The organism is Candidatus Diapherotrites archaeon (genome assembly GCA_030688545.1).
Taxonomy (GTDB): domain Archaea; phylum Iainarchaeota; class Iainarchaeia; order Iainarchaeales; family VGJJ01; genus VGJJ01.
Map to the genome: position 1 here is coordinate 321,580 of JAUYHT010000006.1, position 19,210 is coordinate 340,789.

A 19,210-nucleotide genomic window follows, 5' to 3' on the forward strand; every position below is an offset into this window, starting at 1 on the left:
TTCCCCGATACCCAATTCCCCTTGGCAATCATTTATATAGGTGATGGCCAAGGACCCATTCCGTATCTCTCCAGGCGTGGGCCAAACAAATAAATAGCGTCCCCCCTCCTGGGGAGGGCATGCCTACCCGAAATGCGTTCAAACGGTTCGTTCAAAAGATGAGACATAGACGAATCTTGGGTGAAATATTGGATGAAAATAGAGGAAGACGCCCGACCGATATCCCATCCGAAGAGTTGATGCGCATCGGAGGAGCTACATCAAGGAGCCGAAAAAGGCCAGCTGAAGTTGCCGTCGGCCGATCAATGGCTGACTTTAAACAATGGATCGAAAAGATCGCAATCTATGAAACAGGAAAGGCAATCGCAATTGAAAAAGGGACGAAAATAGTTAGAAAAGGTGCACAAAAAAAATTGAACAAATCCCGCCCACGCGGAAAGCGCTCGCCCTACAAACTGACGGGTTTGGGAAACTCAGATGCCCGCGCAACATTGAAATGGAACCAAGAAATTAGGAAACGATTGGCAGACATGTCTATTTTCCGGAGTCCCGAAGCCGGCCGGTTTTTGGCGGAACGAGCGATGGCCGAGCAATGGGAACGCTTGCCGGACGCCCGAAAAAAAGAAATGCTCGCATGGATGAAAAAGAACGGGCGCGCTAAATAGCCCGGCTATTTCATTATTTTTTCCCGAGTCCCCCAAAAGGGACAATGGAATGATCCACACGAAACCCGCGTTTACTTCTTCCGCGGCGCCACCCATACTTCATCGGGCCATTCCTCTTCGGTGACGCGGGGGGCCCAGGCTTGTGCGGGAAAAAACCGGGAGCGGATCCAGAACCAGGCTCCCGCAAGGATGAGGAGCACTAATATTCCCAACCAAAAACCCCTGGCGCCGCTCACGAATGCAGTGGCTTGCGCCACGGAGTTGGTGCTGGGCTTCAGGATGAGGGTGTGCGGCGCGGATTGGGTGGCGAATCCCACGAATTGGATAGGGATATTCCGCGGTTGCATCAACCAGGCGTCGGGCGAAATGGTATAGGTCACCCGTTTGGTTTCCATGGGAGCCAATGCAATGGGGGTTTCCCCTTCTATTTTCCAACCAGTGGGAACCGTGATCAGGATATTCCCTTCATGAGACTGATTGGTCGTATTTTGGATGAGCACATCCACCGTGTACGCGTTGCGCGTCACGGGTTCCTCCACCACTTCCGGGGTGATGCGCACCTTTTCCTCGAATACGATGTTATACATGTGCGTCACGATGTACCCCTCGCTCGCCACCTGCAGAATGAGTTGGCTCCCATTCTGCAAAAGGGACACCGGAAGAAGGATAATAGGTTCATCAAATCCCCCCACGCGAACGATTTTTTCGAATGTCTGGCCGGTAGGTTTCACGGTTAGTGTGAGAGTGGCATCGTGGGAATAGAAGCTCGTGTTCATCAGAGGAATGGCGAATGTGGATGCGTTTCCGATGACAATTTCGGATGGGGGGTTATTCAATTGGATGGGAGCTTGCGTGACGCTCGAGAAGAACAATGGGCGATCTTCCCCCTCCAAAGCGCATCCTTCGATGAGGGGTTGAAGATGAAGAGTATTCACTTGGGAATTGGTCTCGACGCGTACCGCGTGAATGACGTGGGAAAGGGGGGGTACAGCGATGACAGATGGGATGATGATTCCGTCTTCCAGGGTTAGCGCGACGCGAGCCGTTTGAGTGAGAGGGTTTATCAGTTCGATGGGGATGGTTTGCCCTTCCTTCACTAATCCCCCATCGAGAATGATCTTGAAGTCGGCGCATTGTTCCCCTTGTGTCCCATGGAAAGTGAATGGGATGCGCATGTTGGGAATGGCGCACGCCGTGGTATCGGTGAAATGTCCTTGGATGGTGATGAACGCACTCCCGTCGAATGACACATCATTCCTGAATCCGGTGGATTGCAGGGAGAATTCCCCAGTCTTAGTTGAGCGAATGGTTTGGGGAGTGGCCAACAGGGAATAGTCAAGTTGGTAATTGACATCCTGTATCTGGAAGTGGTCCACATGGAAGGTTTGATCGGAGTTGTTCTGCAAGAATAGGGAATGGGTATTGTTTTCTCCTGCGCGCACGTCGAAATGGGCGGGTAGCACACGCAGTTCGGTGCAGGCGAAGACATTGGTGAATGTGTTTTCCACTGTCACCTCGAATGCCCCGTCGATGTCCCCGAATGAACAGTCCTGGCCATTTGAAAAAGCCCCTCGGGTTTCCAGGAATACATGATCCACGACATCCTCGCTTACCCGTTGCGTGCGGATTTCAATGCGCACGGGTTGGCGAGTATGCCGCGGGATGCTTTTTATAAAATCCGCATCATTGAATCCGGGGTTCAATCGCGTGCTGAACTCGGGAGAATCATCAAAGACATTGAATCCTTGCAGGGTGAAATCCTCAGAGGAATCGTTGCGCAGGAAAACCGTGTGGATGATTGTGACATCCTCGGCCACCGAAACATCCGTGGTCTCGAATGAAATGGCTTTGCATACGTCCGCCGAATCCTGGATAGTGACATCGATGGTGAAAGTGAGGTCAGCCAATGAACAAGAAGGGGTATTGTCGAATGCCCCCCGCAGGGAAACGTTGAATGAGGTGGTTTGGTCTCCATTCACATCTTGAGTAGTGTATCGTAGGACCAGGTTCCCACTCCCATTTTCCTGGATCTCGTCGGGAAACGAATCTACCGTGATATCAATTCGCGAATCATCCTCTTCCACCCGGACATCATCCAAATCAAAGGAATCATTCCCCTCATTCTCAATCCGAAGGGTCAGCACACGATTAATCCTGCTTTCGGATAAAACAACCGAATCAGGAGTGACGGTGATGTCATTGCAGGTGGCGGCAAAGGCCGGGGTGGCCAGCAAGAACAAACAAACTCCCAATATGCCTAGGAAACGGCGCATATACCCAATGAGAAGCCCCACCTTTAAATATCATTACTTTAACCCGTGAATCAGTTACTCGAACTTTTTAGGAAAAAGTTCGATCAAAAAACGACTATTTTAAAGAAAAAATCAATCCAAAAACGACTATTTCTAAGAAAAAAAGGTCAATCAAAAACGACCAGCTATGGGCCGTGCTCTTCCTCAATCATTTTCTTCAATCGACGTAATATTTCTTTTTTGGGGTCGTCGACTGGTTCCTCCGGCACGGCTTGGGCCACTTGTTTTTCCTGTCGAGTGAGGGTTTGATTCAGGGCATCTATTGAAGCCTGCTCCTTCTCCTCCTGCTCGTGTTCCTTCTCTTTCTGTTCAAGATATGCCCAGTCCGCGGGGGTGAGATTTTCCTGATCCTCTTCGTCCGCTTGGGAAGGGATTTGGGTTTCCTTTGGTTGAAGAGGAGAGAGTGGAGATTTGGTTTCGGGAGGCGCGGAAGAAATGGGTCGTGGTTCGTCATCCATTCCTTTGGGGGCCAGGGGAGGTATCGCCACTTCTCCGGATTCCTTATTCGGGCGCGCGGGAGGAGGGGTAATTTCGGGGGTGTTTAACCTTTCTCGGGGGACCGACCAGGGAGGAACATAGGGGCGGGGGCCACGCGGGGCTGATTCGAGAGGAGTATGAGACGGATCTCGAAGCCCCTTGGGTTGAATTGGGAATTTTTCTTGGGAGCTATCCATTTCGGATTTGTATGGCAATGGAGCTGTTTCCGGGACAGGAGGATTGGGGGCTATCGTGGGCGCCTCTTCTTGGCGTTGGGCATCGATGTGTTGCAAATAGGATGTTGGTTTTGCTTGACCTGTTTCCATGTTGGGTGTCACTGTTTGAGGGACTGGCGAATTCCCTTCGTTTCGCGTGGATGGGGTGTTTTCCACCCTCCTCCCCGATGGGGGAAACGTTTCCTGCGTCGGAAGGTGTGCCTCTTTCAAAGGGGGTGGGGCCATGGGGTCCGTCCTTTTTTCAGGGGAAACCGATATTTTTTCTTCACGGGGACGCGGTATTTCGACTTGGAGGGAGGGGATGTCAGCGTACTTTTTTCCCTCTTCTTGCATTTCATAGGGAGTGGGATTCCCCTGCGGGGCGATGATGGGTTCCGCCGATCCGAATCCTTCCCACTTGGACGTATTATTGGTCGTCGTCCCCCGCGCATCCTTTTTCCAAGGTGGAGCAAAAGATGGGGGTGCGGCGTCTTTCCCAGGAAGTGAACGAATATCCTTGGATGGGGTAACCACCTGGTTGGTTGATGGTGGTTTCAAATGTGGAGACGCCGGGGCTGAGGGTGGGGGAAAGGGTGATGTAAAAGAAGGAGGGGTCGTGGGGGTGGGGGTGGGAATCCCAACCCTCGTCGGTTGCAACACGATATCTTTTTCGGTGCTCGGAGGCATCGGTGCACGTTCGGGGATGATCGGCACAGAGGATGAGGGAGTAGAAGAAAGGGGGAAATCCTTTTTTTGTCCAGGAAGGATGGCTCGGGTTGGGCTGACGGTTCCTCGTGGGGCCATTTCCTGTTTGGGTCGCATGAAGGGGAGCATTTGGGCGAATGTGAATGGTTTTTTGGGTGGCGTGTTTAATGGCTTTGGATTCGATGCGATGGCGCGTTGGAGGGGGGTGGGCGGCTGTGCAGGTATAGTCGGCAATGGAGAAGCAGGGAGGAGAGATGGTCCCTGCGTCCGAATGGGAGAATAGAGTGGCGCATTTCCCGGTGATAAATTTTTTTGGGTCGATGAGAGACGGGGGGAAATGGACATGTTCTTGTTGGCGAATGGGCGCGCAGGAGTTATCGTTCCATGGGCACTCCCCTGCATCATGGTGGCTAACTGCTGGCGCATTTGACCTTGGGCGTTGGAGCTGGCGCGCGTGGGTTGGGAGGTAATCAAGGGTTGTCGTCTGGGTTTTGGTTTTCCGAATATCGCTTGGGCAACGCGCTGTCCCAATCCGGGTTGCGGTAATTTGGGAACGAGTTCTCCGTGGGAAATCTTTTCCCGACGTTGCTTGAGGAATTCGTCGATCTCATCCACATCCTCTGAAACGGGCATAGCTACCCAGACTTTTCCGACTATAAAAAAGAACGCTCATGCGCCAACCAAAAATCCCCAGCGGGATCCCCACGACTCCCAATGCAATCTCGGTAGGATCGGGTTCAGCCGCATTCATGAACGGAGGAGCTGTCGATCAAAAGAATTTCTCTTGCGGGAAAAATCAGTCTATTAAAAAAGGGCACCGCCTATTGGAGTAAGTGGTCTCATGCGCCAAAAATTCATCGACTGGTTTTTTTATGATCCCTTGTTCAAAAAGTTGAACGTGCGGACCGTATTAGATGTGGGATCGGAAAATGGTAAGATGATTAAATATTTCTCCAGACGGGGAGCTAAAGTCACGGCGATCGACCTGGAGCCCACGCGACCCGAAATCAAAAAGATGGACTTTTTGAATAATGTTTTCGCGGACGGACAGTTTGATTTGGTGTACAGTGCGCACACCATTGAACACATTCCCACCCCGGAAAAATTTTCTTTGGAAATGCTGCGTGTATCAAAACAATACGTGTGTCTTGTAGCTCCCTTACCGGGCAAGCAATTCTGGGATCAGCCCGATCATATTCGACCGTACACAAAAGAAACATTAAAACGCATTTTTCACTTGAATAAGTGGATCATCTGCAAAGAAATACGTTTTCCCGGGTTTGAGCCCATCGCTCTCGTGTTGTTTGACAAGAAGGATTCACGCCTCGTTCGAAATTGAAGCGAATCATTGCTTCATAATCTTTCGCAAGGATCTGAAAGTATACCCATTTTCCACGCTTCCTGAAACGACACGCTTCTTAGGAATCGCGGATACGTATGGTGCGATATACCCGCGGAACACCGCCTCCAATTTTGCATTTATGGGATTTCGGCGTTTTTCCCTTCATGGTTCGACATTCGCGTTCCACAATTTTGATAGCTGGTTCAACGCGGGTTTTTGTGCACACAGGAAGCTCTGGTGCTATTGATACTGTTTGAATGTCGCCGCATACTGAGCCAGCATGCGATTAGGTTTTATAGGAGCGAGTTCATGCGGGTAGAAAAGAAGGAACAATTTCCTGTCCCCAAAAAGTCCTCTCCCAACCTCTTTCTTTTCTCCGAATGCGGGTGCGCGCATTTTTGATCGAACTTCCGGGTAAAACCAAAAAGGTTTTGCGGGCCTCGCAGAACAACGTTCTGCAAGGTTTTTCAAAAAGTTCGTTTTACTTGCGGCGCTGCGAATAGGCCAACAGCAATCCCGCGAGGACAAGGACGATTCCCAGTCCAATCACAGGATTGGTAATGAAACCCAAGAGTCCGGTGGCGGGCGAACCAGCATTCGGGACCTCGTTCGCGATGGGTAAAATACTCCCGCGCGGAATGCCCGCTTCGCCCAATGCGATTTCTGTGGGATTGGGTTCCACCGTGTTCACGAACGTGGGGGCTGATGTCAAGGGGGTATTCGTTCCATCTCCTGACGCGGGTGGGGACAAAGAAAGATTGTTCCCTTGCCATAAAGGATTGAATGAGAACAGGGGCACAGGGCCGCTTGATCCATCGTCATCATCATCCGTGGACGATTGCGTGCTGGGGCCTTCACAATTATCCCCTTCGCAGATCGTGGGATTAGTGTTCTGCCCATTCGTCGGAGTGCATCCGATGGTGCCGACGGCGCAGGGCGCTGGCTGGCAATTAATGGTTCCCTCTACTGGACAGGGGTCCTTGGGAGGGCAATTGGAATCGCCGTTTAACTCACAAGGATTAGGTTGATTGCAATCCGGTTCATTCACCGGACATGGATCCGTTACTTCTTTATCGCGTATCCGGCGGCCGCTAGAGCCAGGTCCGCTGGGTCCTTGAGGCGCGGGGGCCGCATCGATGCTCTGGGCCGATGTATTTCCTGTAGAAGGTGAAGATGATTCGGTGTTACTGGCAGGTGGCGCGGGTGCGGAATTGTTTCCCCCATCATTGCTTGAGGTTGTGCGCGTTGATTCATTTGTTGGCGTGGTGGGTGCCGGAGCCGATTCCGTGGCACCGGTGCCTGAAGATCCCGAATCATTTGTCGTCGCCGGAGCGTCGGGCGCGCTGTCGGCGAATCCAAAGGGTGACAGCATCAGGCTCATCACGATGAGGACCATTCCCAGTTTCATTCCGTTCATTCTCAATCAGCTCCTTCCAATTAGATGATGGTGATTTCAATCTTTTAATGTATACGTTTTAAATGAAATTGCGTTAACGACCTCAATTCATACGGCGATTGTAGAATTAAAACCTTCCTCCGAACCCTCCGCCCCCCGTGCTTCCTCCCCCAAATCCCCCAAATCCCCCACCGCCTCGTCCGAAGCCGCTCCCGATATACCCCCCTCCGATGCCCCTTCCCCTCCCAAGCGAAGGAGAGTTACCGGAATGAGATAAGTCCGTGGGGAGGGGTTGAAAGAGCGCCACGTACAGGAAATAGAGGCTCGTGAGTAATGCCCCATGAAACACATTGAGAGTGAGGGCAGTGAATATTCCCCCGATGCTGAAGAAAAGGAGCCCGGTGAAAAAATAGAGGATGACATTGGCAGCCCGCATTTTTTTCTTTTGGGGATCTCCTGCACTATTTTTCCAAATTTTGAATAGGATTATTGCAAAAAGACCCAGTGCGATTACCGTCGACCATCTTTCGGTTTCAGGAAAGGCGACGGAAAAAGAATCCGCTTGCGCAATGACATCCGGATCCCCCCGCACGTACCCTTCCATCGTTATCACCCCTGCTTCCAACCCACCCGCAAAATCCCCTTCTTGGAAGAATGGGACCATTTTTCCTTCGGCGATCTGCCGGAGACGCGCATCCGGGAGCATCCCTTCCAATCCATATCCTGTTTCGATGAAGTAGGACCGTTCCTGCAGGGCGATGACGATCAGCAAACCTGTGTCCTTCTGGGCCTCCCCAATTTTCCATGCCTCAAACACGCGCGTAGTGAATTCGAAAATATCCCCTCCTTCCAAAGTGGGAATGGTGAGCACCACCATCTCCACCCCAGTCTCCTCATCCAATGTTTTCAGCCGGGTTTCAAGTAACCCTTGTTGATCTGGAGGAATGATGTTGGCGGTGTCCGTGATGTATCCTTGCGGCAACGGCACGGCCTGGGCCGCGACGGTGGCTCCCAGAACGAGGAGAAAAATCAATACCCCTATTTTCATTTTCCACATGATCATGATATCTCATCACGTGAAATCAGTAGGAACAATGGGCGCGTTCTCAGCCCCGGCCACGGATTCGAAGAAGGGCTTGGCCTCTCTATCTCCCACGAAAAATGAGTTGGGGATGAGACGGATGTAGGTGTTGTATTCCCGCACCGCATCATTATACCGCTTACGGGACACACTGATGCGGTTCTCCGTTCCTTCGAGTTGCGCCATCAAATCGCGAAAGGCTTGGGTGGCCGTCAGCTCGGGATAGTTTTCAAATGTCAATATGATTTTCGACAGGGTGCTTTCCAGTTGGTTGGCGGTTTGAACTTGTGAGTCCACAGTGCCCCCTTGCTGCCATTGGGTGCGAAGTTGGGTTATCTCCGTCAGCGTTTCCTGCTCGAATCCCGCGACTCCTTTCACGGTGTTCACCAAATTAGGGATAAGGTCCACCCGGCGCTGGTAATCCGCCTGCACATTGGCCCACTCCCCATCGACCGCTAAATCGCGTTGCGTGGCCCCATTGTATATCCCCATGACCCATAGCCCGAGGAAGAGAACCAATACCACGGCAATGCCCACTGGGGCGACCCAATTGGGTAATCCTTTTTCGGCCATGCTTTTCCCTCCAGAATGTAATCCTGAAACCCCAATGAGAATAAAAGAGGAAGAGAAAAGGAGATTAAAAAAGGAAAAAGGGGGGATAGCCCCCCCCGGTCTACCTAGTGATTGCTGGCCAGGTTCCAGACGGCTTTAATCCCCACGATCACGGCAGCGGGTGCCATGAGGGCGGCGATGTAGGCGAATATGCTTCCCAGCGGGGGTCCCACGATGGGGATCAGGGTCCAATTGACGGCTCCCGCCACCAACAGGGCGATGACCGCTACCAGGAAGGATGTAATCTCTTTATCGCTGATGTTCAGCAGTCCGATGATGGCACCCAAGATCACGAAGATCAATGGTAACCAGTTCGCGGCCTCGCCGAAGCTTTGCCCCAGGATTCCAGCGATGATGGCGAGAACCACCCCGATGATGAATGCCCAGGATCCAATCTTCTGCTCCATTGATGAAACACCTCCTCAGTGTTTCCCTGCAGACCATAAGCCCGCGGGGGTTCATCTACTCCACTTCCTGAATTATGTCCTTTTAATAAACATTCTTTTTTGGAGCCGTATTTGCGGCAAAGAGCGAAAATAAAGCGGGTAATCTGAATTCTTGGAAAAAAGAAAGAGGGAGCACGGTTTCTATTCTAATTGGACTTGGATGTTCGCCAATACCTGGCGCAATAATACCCATAACCCTCTCATGGTTGGAGGAAAAAAAAATCCTATTATTTTTAAGGAAAAAAAGCCCTTTATTTATCGCGCAATTCAATCTCGATATGCACGTTTTCGGGGATGTCCACGCGCATGACCCGGCGTAGCGTGCGCTCGTCCGCCTGAATATCGATCAGGCGCTTGTGTACGCGCATCTGCCATTTCTCGAATGTCTCCGTTCCCCCACCGCATGGGGATTTGCGCGTGGGCAAAATCAATTTTTTGGTGGGCAGGGGCACTAATCCCGAATGCTTGACCCCCGTCCGATCCGCGACGTCCAATATCTTCCCTGAAATGTCTTGGAGGGAATCCAGGCTGGGGCTCGTCAATTTGATACGGGCATTCTGCATGAATCATCCCTCAAAAAAATCACTCGCGGGGCGTGACTTGCATCACGACCCCGGCGGCGACCGTCGCTCCCATATCCCGCACGGCAAATCTTCCGAGGGAAGGGAATTTCTTGAACTCTTCCACGACCAGCGGGCGCTGCGGCACGATTTTCACGATGGCCGCATCCCCGGTCTTGAGGAACTTAGGATTCTCTTCCGCCGCTTGCCCGGTCTTGGGGTCGATGCGCTTCTGCAATTCCGCGAAGGTACAGGACATTTGGGCCGTGTGCATGTGGAACACGGGGGTGTATCCTTGGGGGATAGCAGTGGGGTGGTTCAGCACAACAATCTGGGCGATGAACTCCTTCGCAACGGTCGGGGCATTCTGCGGGTGTCCCACGACGTCCCCGCGGTTAATATCCTTCCGTTCCAGCCCCCGGACATTGAACCCCACATTATCCCCTGGAATGGCTTGCGTGAGTTGTTCGTGATGCGCCTCAAGGGATTTTATTTCCCCTTGGGCCTTGGAGGGCATGACGATAATTTTGTCCCCCGGCTTGGCGATCCCGGTTTCCACGCGTCCTACTGGCACGGTGCCCACTCCCTTGATGGAGTAGACATCCTGGATGGGCAGCCGCAGGGGCTTGTCGGTGGGCAGGGTGGGCGCCGTCAGTTCGTCCAGGCGCTGGAGCAAGGTCTTCCCTTTATACCAGGGCATGTTGGTGCTGGCCTTGGCGACATTATCCCCGATCCATGCGGAAACGGGAACATAGTCCACTTGTTCGTCCTTGAAGCCCACCATCTTTACGAGCTTATGCATCTCTTCTTTGCGCTTGTTGAACTCTTCTTCCTTATACCCTATTTCATCCATCTTATTGATGGCAACTGTCAGGGATTTGATTCCCATCACGTTGGCTAAAAACGCGTGTTCCTTTGTTTGAGGCTGTGGGCCGTCTTTTGCTGACACCACGAGCACGGCGGAGTCCGCCTGGGAGGTGCCGGTGATCATGTTCTTGACGAAGTCCCGGTGTCCCGGGGCGTCGATGATAGTGAAATCGTGCTTCTGTCCCTTGAACTTCTTGTAGGACAGGTCGATGGTGACCCCGCGCTCCCGCTCTTCCTTGAGGGAGTCCATCACATAGGCGAAGGCGAATGAGCCTTTTCCCTTGGCTTCGGCTTCTTCCTTGATCTTGCGGTACTCATTCTCTGGGAGGGCGCCCGTGTCGTACATGAACCGCCCGACGAGGGTGGATTTACCATGGTCGACGTGACCGATGAAAATCAAGTTGATGTGGGATCTTTCAGCCATATTTTTCTCCTCCAAACTTTTTAGGAAAAAGTTTGATCAAAAAACTTCCCCCCCTTCTATGAGAATGAAACTGATGCCCATTCCCATGCCAATGGGGAAAAGCCCGATCGGAACCTTTTTCCGTGTGTTTTTCCCGCACCAAAGGGATTAGCCACCCTTTCCAGCACGTATAGCCAATTCCCCCTGGCAATCATTTAAATAGGTAATGGCCACGGTGGGCATCCTGCCATCTCTTAGTGGTTAAAGATCAATGGGGGAAGACCCTCTGCAATCCCTCACGGCACTTTTGTTCCAAGGGAGTGGAAAGTTCCATCGTAGGTTTTTTCCCATATCAAGATGATTTTATTTCCGCATGGACTTTTCAGGTTTAGACCCTGGTCGAAACGCCACGGCGAGAAAAAAAGTTGCCCGGCCCCCAGAGTATTTACCATAATTTATTCCACCAATTTTTATTCCACTAATTACCCGTCATTATCATACAATTGGTGATACAACCGATAGAAGTCGCGGGTGGTATTGGTCATGGAATAGGCGTCCGTTTCGGGGTACAGGTCATCCGGCAAAGGGAAGTAGGATGAGATAGCTATATCATCCGGGTCGCCCCCGGCTGCCTTGAAATCAACCAAATCCCGGAGGGTGTTTTCATAGAAGGCTTGGTTGCTCGTATGCCCTCCTTCCGCCGATCCATAATAGATACCGAAGCGTATTCCCTTATCCCGGAAGTATTCCTGTATCAACACATATTTTCTCCAATCATCCACCCATGGAGGACGATCAAACCGGGTTTCGGACTGGTAGAAATCCAGCTGTTCCCCGTTATCTTGGACTACTTGGAGGAAGACATCCAATTGCGCGAGTAAATCCCCTGAGTCCTTCCACGTGGAAGAGGGGTAGGGGCCCACCGAATAATGAGGGGCGGCAATGGTCAACCCAATTTTGACCCCCGGATACCGCGCGCGCATGGCTTGCATGTATTCCACTGTCTCACTGGAGGCGCGCGTGATATCGAAGCCGCAGGGATCCATCACACTGTCGGAGAACGGTCCGTCCATGTCGATGTAGTGGATGATGCCTCCCACCGCGACAAACCGATCCAGTATCCCAATATCAATAGCCGCCTGTTGGCTACCATCGCAGAGAGGATCTCGTAATCCCCCCACTTCGAAGGCGGCTTCAATCTGGTTGCTGAACAGAACGGGAACAATGATCTCCAGCTCGCCTTCATTGAGGTTATTGATCTGCCCGATGTAGAATTTGAAGGTGTGGAGGAATCCTTTCACCTCATCCCAACCGGCATCCGCATTGAAAATGAATTTTCCCAGATCCCGTCGCCCCTCATATAATTTGTTGGGGGCCATCCAGAAGCGTTTGCCATTTTCGGATCCCTTGGAGGAAAACGTTTGACATATCCCGCAATCCAGGGAGCAGGTATCGCAGGACTCAGTGCCATTGCACACATTGTCCCCGCAGAAAGGATTGGGGGTGCAGGCCTGCTGCGTGCCCGGTTCGTTTTGCGTCGTACCGCATTCATTCAGATCGGTACAGGACCTGGTTTGCGTGCCATTCGTACAAGGACCCCAATCCGAACAGAACCAATTTTCGATGCAGGCGCATTGGCCGCAATCCGCAGAGCACGTGGTACACGTTTCAGTAGACTCGCAAACACTATTACCACACACTGGGGCGCAAGTCCCACAATCCTGGGGACACGTAGAACAACTCTCGGAATTGGAACAAAAATTGTCCCCACAAACAAAATTAGGAGCACACGTCCCACAATCTTGCGCACAACTCTGGCAAGACTCCCCCGCATCACAGATAGTATTACCGCAAATGGGGGTAATGGGAACGCAATCCTGAATGAGAGTGGGCCTGCCCTCAACCGTATTGCAGGCATTACCATCCGTGCACGTGCGAACCTGCTTCCCATTTGTACACGCCGACCAGCCCGAGCACACCCATTCAGGGTCACACGAAACAGGAGGACCCGGAGGAGTAATAGGAGGTTCGGGGATAATGGGCGGCGGCGCAAAGAAAACCACCCCCAAAACAACGGCCATGAGCACCAGCCCACTAATCCCAATGAGAAAAAGGGCCGTGATCTTGCCTTCCATTCCCGGGAAAGGCGAACCCCATTTAAAAATCCTCTCAATTCTCCTCGGAGGATGACTTTCTTTTTGTTATTCGAGGAAGAAATGGAACGCCTTGACTTCGGGGTCCATTCCCTTGCGCTTGCGCACTTCTTCAACGGTCTTTTTTTGTAACTCCGGGGGCAGAACTTCGTATCCGTGGTATTCGGCCGTCCAGATGACCCTTCCTTGTGTGGCCCCTCGGATGGCTTGGGAAAATCCGATGAGTTCCTTCACGGGGGCCAATCCCACGATGATGGTCTGATCCCCCTCGTTCTTGATTTCAGTGATCTGGCACCGCCGCTGCTGCAGTTCCTTGGACACCGCCCCCATGTAGTCCTCGGGGGTTGTAATGGAGAGCAGTTGTTTGGGTTCCTCCAAGTGGGCTTTGGCCTGGAGCATACACGCATAAATCGTCCGTGACACCACGGGTATGATTTGGGATGGTCCGCGGTGGATGGCATCCTCATGGAGGGTGGCGTCTTCGAGTGTAATCTTGATCCCATGGACCTCTTCCTTGGCCAGTGGACCATTTTTCATGGCCTCTTGAAAACCCTGGATGACCAGTTCGCGTATTTCATGGAGGGCCTGTATTCCTTTCGTCCCATCTACTAAAACGTTGTCGTTCTCCACGGCCCACACCTTTTTTGCTTCGTCATTGGAAAACCCAGCATTGACAAAGGTGTTGATCCAATCTTTATCCTTGAGCTTCACTTTCCCTTTGACCTTATGTTCGTTGAAATAGGTCTTCATCTCGTCCGTCAGGGGCTCCACTCGCATGTGTAATTTGTTATGGCGATTGGGGGATTTCCCTTCCAACTCTTCGGATGCATGGGAGATGGATTCATGATAAACCACGATGGGCGGAGACACCGTGATGGGAATATTGTGCGTCTTCTCAATCCGGTATTGATTTATTTCCAGGTGCAATTCCCCCATCCCCGATAATAGGTGTTCGCCCGTCTGTTGGTTGATGCTCGCCCGGAGATTGGGATCTTCCTTCGTGAGCTGGCGGATCGTCTCGATGAGCTTGGGTAAATCTTTCGTCTGCTTGGCTTCGATGGAAACCGTGATGACCGGTTCAACATTCGTCTTGAAGGATTCGAATTCCTTCATGTCAATCTCAGAAATAGTCTGCCCGGCATAGGCCTCTCGCAGCCCGACAATGGCTCCAATGCTCCCCGCGGGAACGCTTTCCACTTCCACGAATTCCGGCCCCATGTACACCCCCACCCGGTTGATGAGGGCTTCCTTCTGTATTCCAATGAGCTTGACGTGAGTCCCTTTTTTGATGGTGCCTGAATACACCCTTCCCGTGGCGATGTCCCCGGCATGGGGATCTACTGAGACATCGGTGATCATCATGGCGACAATTCCATTAGGGTCGCATGTTGACATGCTGGTTCCCACCTCGCTCGCGGGATCCCCGGTCCAGATGACGGGCGTTCGATACTTTTGCGCCTCGATGGGGTTAGGAAGATGCTCCACCACCATTTCAAAAATCGTGTCTTCCAAAGGGGATTTGTCCGCGATCTCTTTCTGCTGACCGGCTTTCATCCACTCGTACACTTGCTTGAAATTGATTCCCGTGCGGGACATGCTCTTCGTGGATACGGCCCAATGATTATAGGCGCTCCCGAAAGCCACACTCCCTTCAGCGGGGTTCACCAGCCATTTCTTCCCTTCCGGAAGATTTTTCTGGATGAGATTATTCACTTGCGTGATGACGCGGACAAATCGTTTTTGCATCTCCGCCTCGTCGATCTGAAGTTCATTAATGAGCCTATCTACTTTGTTGATGAACAGCACCGGCTTCACGTTCTCCCGCAGGGCCTGCCGAATGACTGTTTCCGTTTGGGGCATGACCCCTTCCACCGCATCCACCACCAATACCACCCCATCCACCGCGCGCATCGCCCGGATAACCTCTCCACCGAAGTCCACATGGCCCGGGGTATCAATGAGGTTGATGAGATAGGGTTTCCCGTGCAAATTGGGCACCAGGGAGATGTTGGCCGCGTTAATGGTGATGCCCCGCGCCTGTTCCTGGTCCTCATAGTCCATGAACTGCTGCTTCCCCGCGAGCTCCTTGTTGATGAGGCCGGCGGCGGCGATGAGGTTATCGCTCATCGTTGTCTTTCCATGATCGATATGAGCCACAATCCCGATGTTCCGCACGTCCGTCTGATGGTTCATCAGCTTGTTCGCCGTGGCGGCCATCTCTTCTTTTCGACCCATTGTTGACTCACTCTCGTAAAAACGCTAAAAGGTAGGAATGTTCCCCCAATCGCTACCATTTGGCCATATGGAATGTTTTTAAACGATTGGGCAAATCACGGTAGATCGGTAAACCTGGCTTTGCCTTTGTCGTCGTACAGGCTGTCGATGATCTTTCCAAGCATATCCACGAGATTCCCCAAACGGTAGATGCGGGCATTCAATTTCTGGTATTCATATGTACGAGGGGAGTATTCCGCCGCCTGTATTTTGTGATATGCAAGTTGGACAGATAAAATGAATGACAGGTTGGCCCATCTTCAAAAAAGATTGGGGTGGATTAACGCGAGGCGATGGCAATTCGTTCAATCTCGTTCTTGCGCTTGATGGACATGGCGTTGTTGTCGCCTTTCCCGGCGGCGATGAGTTCTTTTGCCAGGGCTTCCGCGGCGCTCGTATTGTTGTTGAAACTCCCATAGAATCCCGCGAGGGCCAGATTCTTGATGCTCTCATCCACCCGCTTGAGGGGGGCCACGTCCACGGCTTGCGAATAGGCCACTCCCCCCTTCTTGAGGCGGGTGATGTCTTCCCGGGGAGCGGAATTCTCGATGGCGCGGACGTATACTTGGATGGGATTTTCATTCGTTTGGGTGTGTACAATGTCGAAGGCGTTCTGCACGATGCGCATCGCCTGGATCTTCTTCCCACAACTTCCGCGTCCGCGGATGTATTTTCCGCTCAGCTTCCGTTTTCCTTGGCCGGAGCGCATCACCTTGTTGATCAGCCGTTCGACCACATTGATATTCTCTTTGTCGAAGGCGTGCTTAACCCCTTTTCCAAAAGAATGAGGGATGATCTTGGGTGCCAATCCTATTTGCCGCGTCAGCGTGATATCTTCCACTTTTACTTCCGATGGATCCCATTTTCCAAAAATCATGATCTCGCCCATGCTTTCACCAGTACCTTAGCGTTTGACCTTCTCCTTCTTCCCGGTGCGGAGCATCTCTAAACTTTGCCCATTCACATGCGTTACGCGATATTTTACACCCCATTGAGACCCATACGGTCCACCCTGACTCCCCCCAATCCCTTCGATAATCACTTCATCATGCTCGTCAACGAATTTGATGGCCCCATCCCTGGGGCAGAAAGCGGTGACCTGTTTTCCATTCTTGATTAATTGGACGCGTACACATTTGGCAATCCCTGAGTGGGGCTGTTTCTGGGTGACTCCCCGTTTTTCGAGGACGATGGCCTTGGCTTGAGGACTTCCCTGCAGGGGATCGTATTTTTCCCGTAGTCGGAGGACGGCGCGTTTGTGGTAGGGATCCTTCATCCGCCACTTCTTGCGTTTCTCTTCCAATTGTCGGGCTGAAAATTCTCCGCGTCCCATTCATTCACCCATACCCTAAATCCCTCGAAAAAGTATTATAAAGGCCACAATCACGCACCCTTCTTCTTCCGTCCTTTCCGTTTAGGAGCTATATCCTCGGAGGTCGAGGTATCCGGGATGGTTAAAACATTGGATTTCCCTTCCTCCAGGACGAGAAGAGTCGACACCACAAAAGGTTTGCCGCACACCGATCCCAATTCCAGGCCATTTCCAAGATAGGCATACGTTGGAATTCCCAATAGGGTGGCGAGGGTCGCTACCCCCTCCTTAGTCACTCCAGGGGTGTTTTGTGCCATAACCACGAGCTTCCCTTCCCCATGGCGGAGCGCATCCTGCGTCTGCTTCACCCCGAATAACACTTTCCCCGTGTCCACAGCGCGTCTGATTTCCTTGCTGGCTTCGGCCGCATCCATACTCCACATCCCTCCTAAGGGTGCTTCTCATGGATAACATTCAATGAGAATGAGCCAATCCTCCATGAAAAGGCATTTAAATGGTCGGCTTCTTCCCCAGCCCAACTGATAAAAAAAGTAGAAAAGTAAGAAAAACAAGGAATTATATACTTATAGCGTAATAATAGTGGTATGAGTGATGTAGCGATTGTTACCGTTAGTGCCAAAGGACAGATTCAGCTTCCAAAGCGCATGCGGGATAGCTTGAAATTGAGTGAGGGCGCCCGCTTGTTTATGGAAGAGAAAAATGGGACGATTACCTTGCAAAAAATGGAACATAAGGCCATGGATGCGGATTGGTCAAGTTATCTTCTTTCGCACAAATCCCTTGCCAAAACATGGGATACCAAAGAAGAGGACGAAGCATGGAAACATTTGTAGTGGGGGATGTGGTCGTGGTACCCTTCCCTTATAGCAATTTTAAGGAGTTTAAGCGTCGACCGGCAGTAGTGTTGACTATGCCCATGGGAAAAGATTTTATTCTCTGCCAAATAACTGGCCGGTCACAGCGTGATTCTTTTGTTATTCCATTGATGGATGAGGATATTGAGGGAGGACAATTGCAATTGGAAAGCTACATTCGCCCAAATAAATTAAGCACGATGGAAGTGGGATTGATCGAATACAAGATTGGTGCCCTTACTCTCGATAAAAGAAAATCGCTTTTGAAGGTTATTCGCGGATTATTTGAACATAATTAAATCACGGGTTCTTCATCACCAAATCGACGACGCCCGTGCCCACTTTGATGGGTTGCCCCACGATGATGTTTTCCACAACACCCTGCAAGCGTTCGCGTTCGCCATAGAAGGCGGCGTCCAGGAGGTGTTTGGCCGTCTCTTCAAATGAGGCGCGGGCGAATGGCGAGCTCTTTTTCCGCGTGATGCCCGTTCGAACAATTCCTCGTATTTCCCCATCGAATGTCATGGAATCGGCAAGCAGGATGATGTGACGCAGGTCCACGGCGATGCTGTTCTCGCGGAGCACCTTATCGAGTTCATACACGATGGATGCGCGCCCGGCTTCAATTCCTAAAACACGCGAAACCTCCTTCACGTCATTAGTAATGGTGCGTGTGCCATCCACTTCCTTCATCTTGAAGATGCTCTTCAGGTTGCTCCCGGAGGTCTTCACGATGAATTCCCCATTCTCTTCAAACACGATGGCCTTGCGGATGCCCCGAATTCCTTGTAATCGGGTCTGCAATAGCTTCAACAAATTTTTACGGATCTTGAGGAGAGACTCTTCTTTGTCCTTCAGTTCCAGTTTGATATTCCCATTGGGCAAGTCAACATGTTTCATCTTAACCTTATCAACAATCATCTTCATTAGGTCTTTCTCATCCAACCCCTTGTCCTGGATCTCCGCCCGGTTAGGAGTCACTTCGATGACCCGTTCGGCGTAGCGTTCCTTGAAGATAATGACATCATCCATCCGCAAATCCACCAGGGAGGCCGCGAACACGCGGGCTTTTTCTTTGTCGACGCGCAGGGCGGGGTCGCTCAAGTAAATAGTCATCGTAGGATACTTGGCCTTCGACCGGGCGTCAACAATCTCCTCCACTCTTTGGATTCCGCTCCCCACCGACACTTCCGCGGCTCCCGCGTAGTGTTTTGTACGCAGGGTCAATTGAGTCCCTGGCTCCCCCAAGGATTGCGCGGCGATGATCCCCACCCCTTCTCCGGGTTGGGCTTTGGCATAAATGTACTTCTTCCGGATCTCATGGAGCAGTTGTTCGAATTGTTCATCCGTGAGATTCAATTCAAGGGAGAGGCGTTGGGCTTCCTCATAGGCTTTCCGGGGCATCCCAAATTGGGCCACGTGATCCACAAATTCCACCTGTTCAGCCTGCTGGGTAGCATCCAGATTCAGTGTTTCTTGGGTTTCGTCAGCCATACCTTTTCCTCCGCAATCGTC

General features: G+C 51.7%; 20 protein-coding genes. 4 read left to right on the plus strand and 16 right to left on the minus strand.

What is annotated here, in order from left to right; genetic code table 11:
- Positions 1–119: 119 nt before the first annotated feature.
- Positions 120–665, plus strand: coding sequence for a hypothetical protein (locus tag Q8P05_04695; protein ID MDP2666764.1), 546 nt, complete (start codon positions 120–122; stop codon positions 663–665).
- Between the two features lie 71 nt (positions 666–736).
- On the opposite strand, the gene Q8P05_04700 is transcribed toward Q8P05_04695, so the two are convergent.
- Positions 737–2,938: a hypothetical protein gene (locus Q8P05_04700; GenBank protein ID MDP2666765.1), complete on the minus strand. Its 2,202-nt coding sequence runs from the start codon at positions 2,936–2,938 to the stop codon at positions 737–739.
- Positions 2,939–3,102: 164 nt separating this feature from the next.
- The gene (locus tag Q8P05_04705) at positions 3,103–5,007 is read right to left on the minus strand and encodes a hypothetical protein (protein MDP2666766.1); all 1,905 of its coding nucleotides are present in this window, start codon (positions 5,005–5,007) and stop codon (positions 3,103–3,105) included.
- Positions 5,008–5,215: 208 nt separating this feature from the next.
- On the opposite strand from Q8P05_04705, the gene Q8P05_04710 reads away from it, so the two are divergent.
- Positions 5,216–5,713, plus strand: coding sequence for a class I SAM-dependent methyltransferase (locus tag Q8P05_04710; GenBank protein MDP2666767.1), 498 nt, complete (start codon positions 5,216–5,218; stop codon positions 5,711–5,713).
- A gap of 243 nt (positions 5,714–5,956) precedes the next feature.
- On the opposite strand, the gene Q8P05_04715 is transcribed toward Q8P05_04710, so the two are convergent.
- The 13 genes from Q8P05_04715 to Q8P05_04775 form a co-directional block, all read right to left on the minus strand.
- Positions 5,957–6,112, minus strand: coding sequence for a hypothetical protein (locus Q8P05_04715; protein MDP2666768.1), 156 nt, complete (start codon positions 6,110–6,112; stop codon positions 5,957–5,959).
- A gap of 85 nt (positions 6,113–6,197) precedes the next feature.
- Entirely contained in the window at positions 6,198–7,124 is a 927-nt protein-coding gene (locus Q8P05_04720; protein MDP2666769.1) for a hypothetical protein, read from the minus strand.
- A gap of 115 nt (positions 7,125–7,239) precedes the next feature.
- The gene (locus Q8P05_04725) at positions 7,240–8,175 is read right to left on the minus strand and encodes a TPM domain-containing protein (protein MDP2666770.1); all 936 of its coding nucleotides are present in this window, start codon (positions 8,173–8,175) and stop codon (positions 7,240–7,242) included.
- Between the two features lie 9 nt (positions 8,176–8,184).
- Positions 8,185–8,766, minus strand: a complete 582-nt coding sequence (locus Q8P05_04730) for a LemA family protein (GenBank protein ID MDP2666771.1) — start codon at positions 8,764–8,766, stop codon at positions 8,185–8,187.
- Between the two features lie 104 nt (positions 8,767–8,870).
- On the minus strand, positions 8,871–9,212 hold the full coding sequence (locus Q8P05_04735; GenBank protein ID MDP2666772.1) for a hypothetical protein: 342 nt from the start codon (positions 9,210–9,212) through the stop codon (positions 8,871–8,873).
- Positions 9,213–9,294: 82 nt separating this feature from the next.
- Positions 9,295–9,444, minus strand: coding sequence for a hypothetical protein (locus Q8P05_04740; GenBank protein ID MDP2666773.1), 150 nt, complete (start codon positions 9,442–9,444; stop codon positions 9,295–9,297).
- 58 nt (positions 9,445–9,502) lie between these two features.
- Entirely contained in the window at positions 9,503–9,814 is a 312-nt protein-coding gene (gene rpsJ / locus Q8P05_04745) for a 30S ribosomal protein S10 (GenBank protein ID MDP2666774.1), read from the minus strand.
- Positions 9,815–9,833: 19 nt separating this feature from the next.
- Positions 9,834–11,102, minus strand: a complete 1,269-nt coding sequence (gene tuf, locus Q8P05_04750; GenBank protein ID MDP2666775.1) for a translation elongation factor EF-1 subunit alpha — start codon at positions 11,100–11,102, stop codon at positions 9,834–9,836.
- 461 nt (positions 11,103–11,563) lie between these two features.
- On the minus strand, positions 11,564–13,216 hold the full coding sequence (locus Q8P05_04755; protein MDP2666776.1) for a hypothetical protein: 1,653 nt from the start codon (positions 13,214–13,216) through the stop codon (positions 11,564–11,566).
- Positions 13,217–13,282: 66 nt separating this feature from the next.
- Positions 13,283–15,469, minus strand: a complete 2,187-nt coding sequence (locus tag Q8P05_04760; protein MDP2666777.1) for an elongation factor EF-2 — start codon at positions 15,467–15,469, stop codon at positions 13,283–13,285.
- Between the two features lie 319 nt (positions 15,470–15,788).
- Positions 15,789–16,397 carry a 30S ribosomal protein S7 gene (locus tag Q8P05_04765; GenBank protein MDP2666778.1) on the minus strand — a complete coding sequence of 203 codons (609 nt, stop codon included), beginning with the start codon at positions 16,395–16,397 and terminating at the stop codon, positions 15,789–15,791.
- A gap of 15 nt (positions 16,398–16,412) precedes the next feature.
- Entirely contained in the window at positions 16,413–16,841 is a 429-nt protein-coding gene (locus Q8P05_04770; protein MDP2666779.1) for a 30S ribosomal protein S12, read from the minus strand.
- Between the two features lie 50 nt (positions 16,842–16,891).
- On the minus strand, positions 16,892–17,254 hold the full coding sequence (locus Q8P05_04775) for a 50S ribosomal protein L30e (protein MDP2666780.1): 363 nt from the start codon (positions 17,252–17,254) through the stop codon (positions 16,892–16,894).
- A gap of 171 nt (positions 17,255–17,425) precedes the next feature.
- Here Q8P05_04775 and Q8P05_04780 point away from each other — a divergent pair, with 171 nt between their 5' ends.
- Both Q8P05_04780 and Q8P05_04785 read left to right on the plus strand, forming a co-directional pair.
- Positions 17,426–17,674 carry an AbrB/MazE/SpoVT family DNA-binding domain-containing protein gene (locus Q8P05_04780; GenBank protein ID MDP2666781.1) on the plus strand — a complete coding sequence of 83 codons (249 nt, stop codon included), beginning with the start codon at positions 17,426–17,428 and terminating at the stop codon, positions 17,672–17,674.
- Entirely contained in the window at positions 17,659–17,994 is a 336-nt protein-coding gene (locus tag Q8P05_04785) for a type II toxin-antitoxin system PemK/MazF family toxin (protein ID MDP2666782.1), read from the plus strand. Before Q8P05_04780 ends, Q8P05_04785 begins: the two co-directional genes overlap by 16 nt.
- A 1-nt stretch (position 17,995) precedes the next feature.
- Here the strand turns inward: Q8P05_04785 and Q8P05_04790 are convergent, their stop codons facing one another.
- The gene (locus Q8P05_04790) at positions 17,996–19,189 is read right to left on the minus strand and encodes a DNA-directed RNA polymerase subunit A'' (protein ID MDP2666783.1); all 1,194 of its coding nucleotides are present in this window, start codon (positions 19,187–19,189) and stop codon (positions 17,996–17,998) included.
- Between the last annotated feature and the right edge of the window lie 21 nt (positions 19,190–19,210).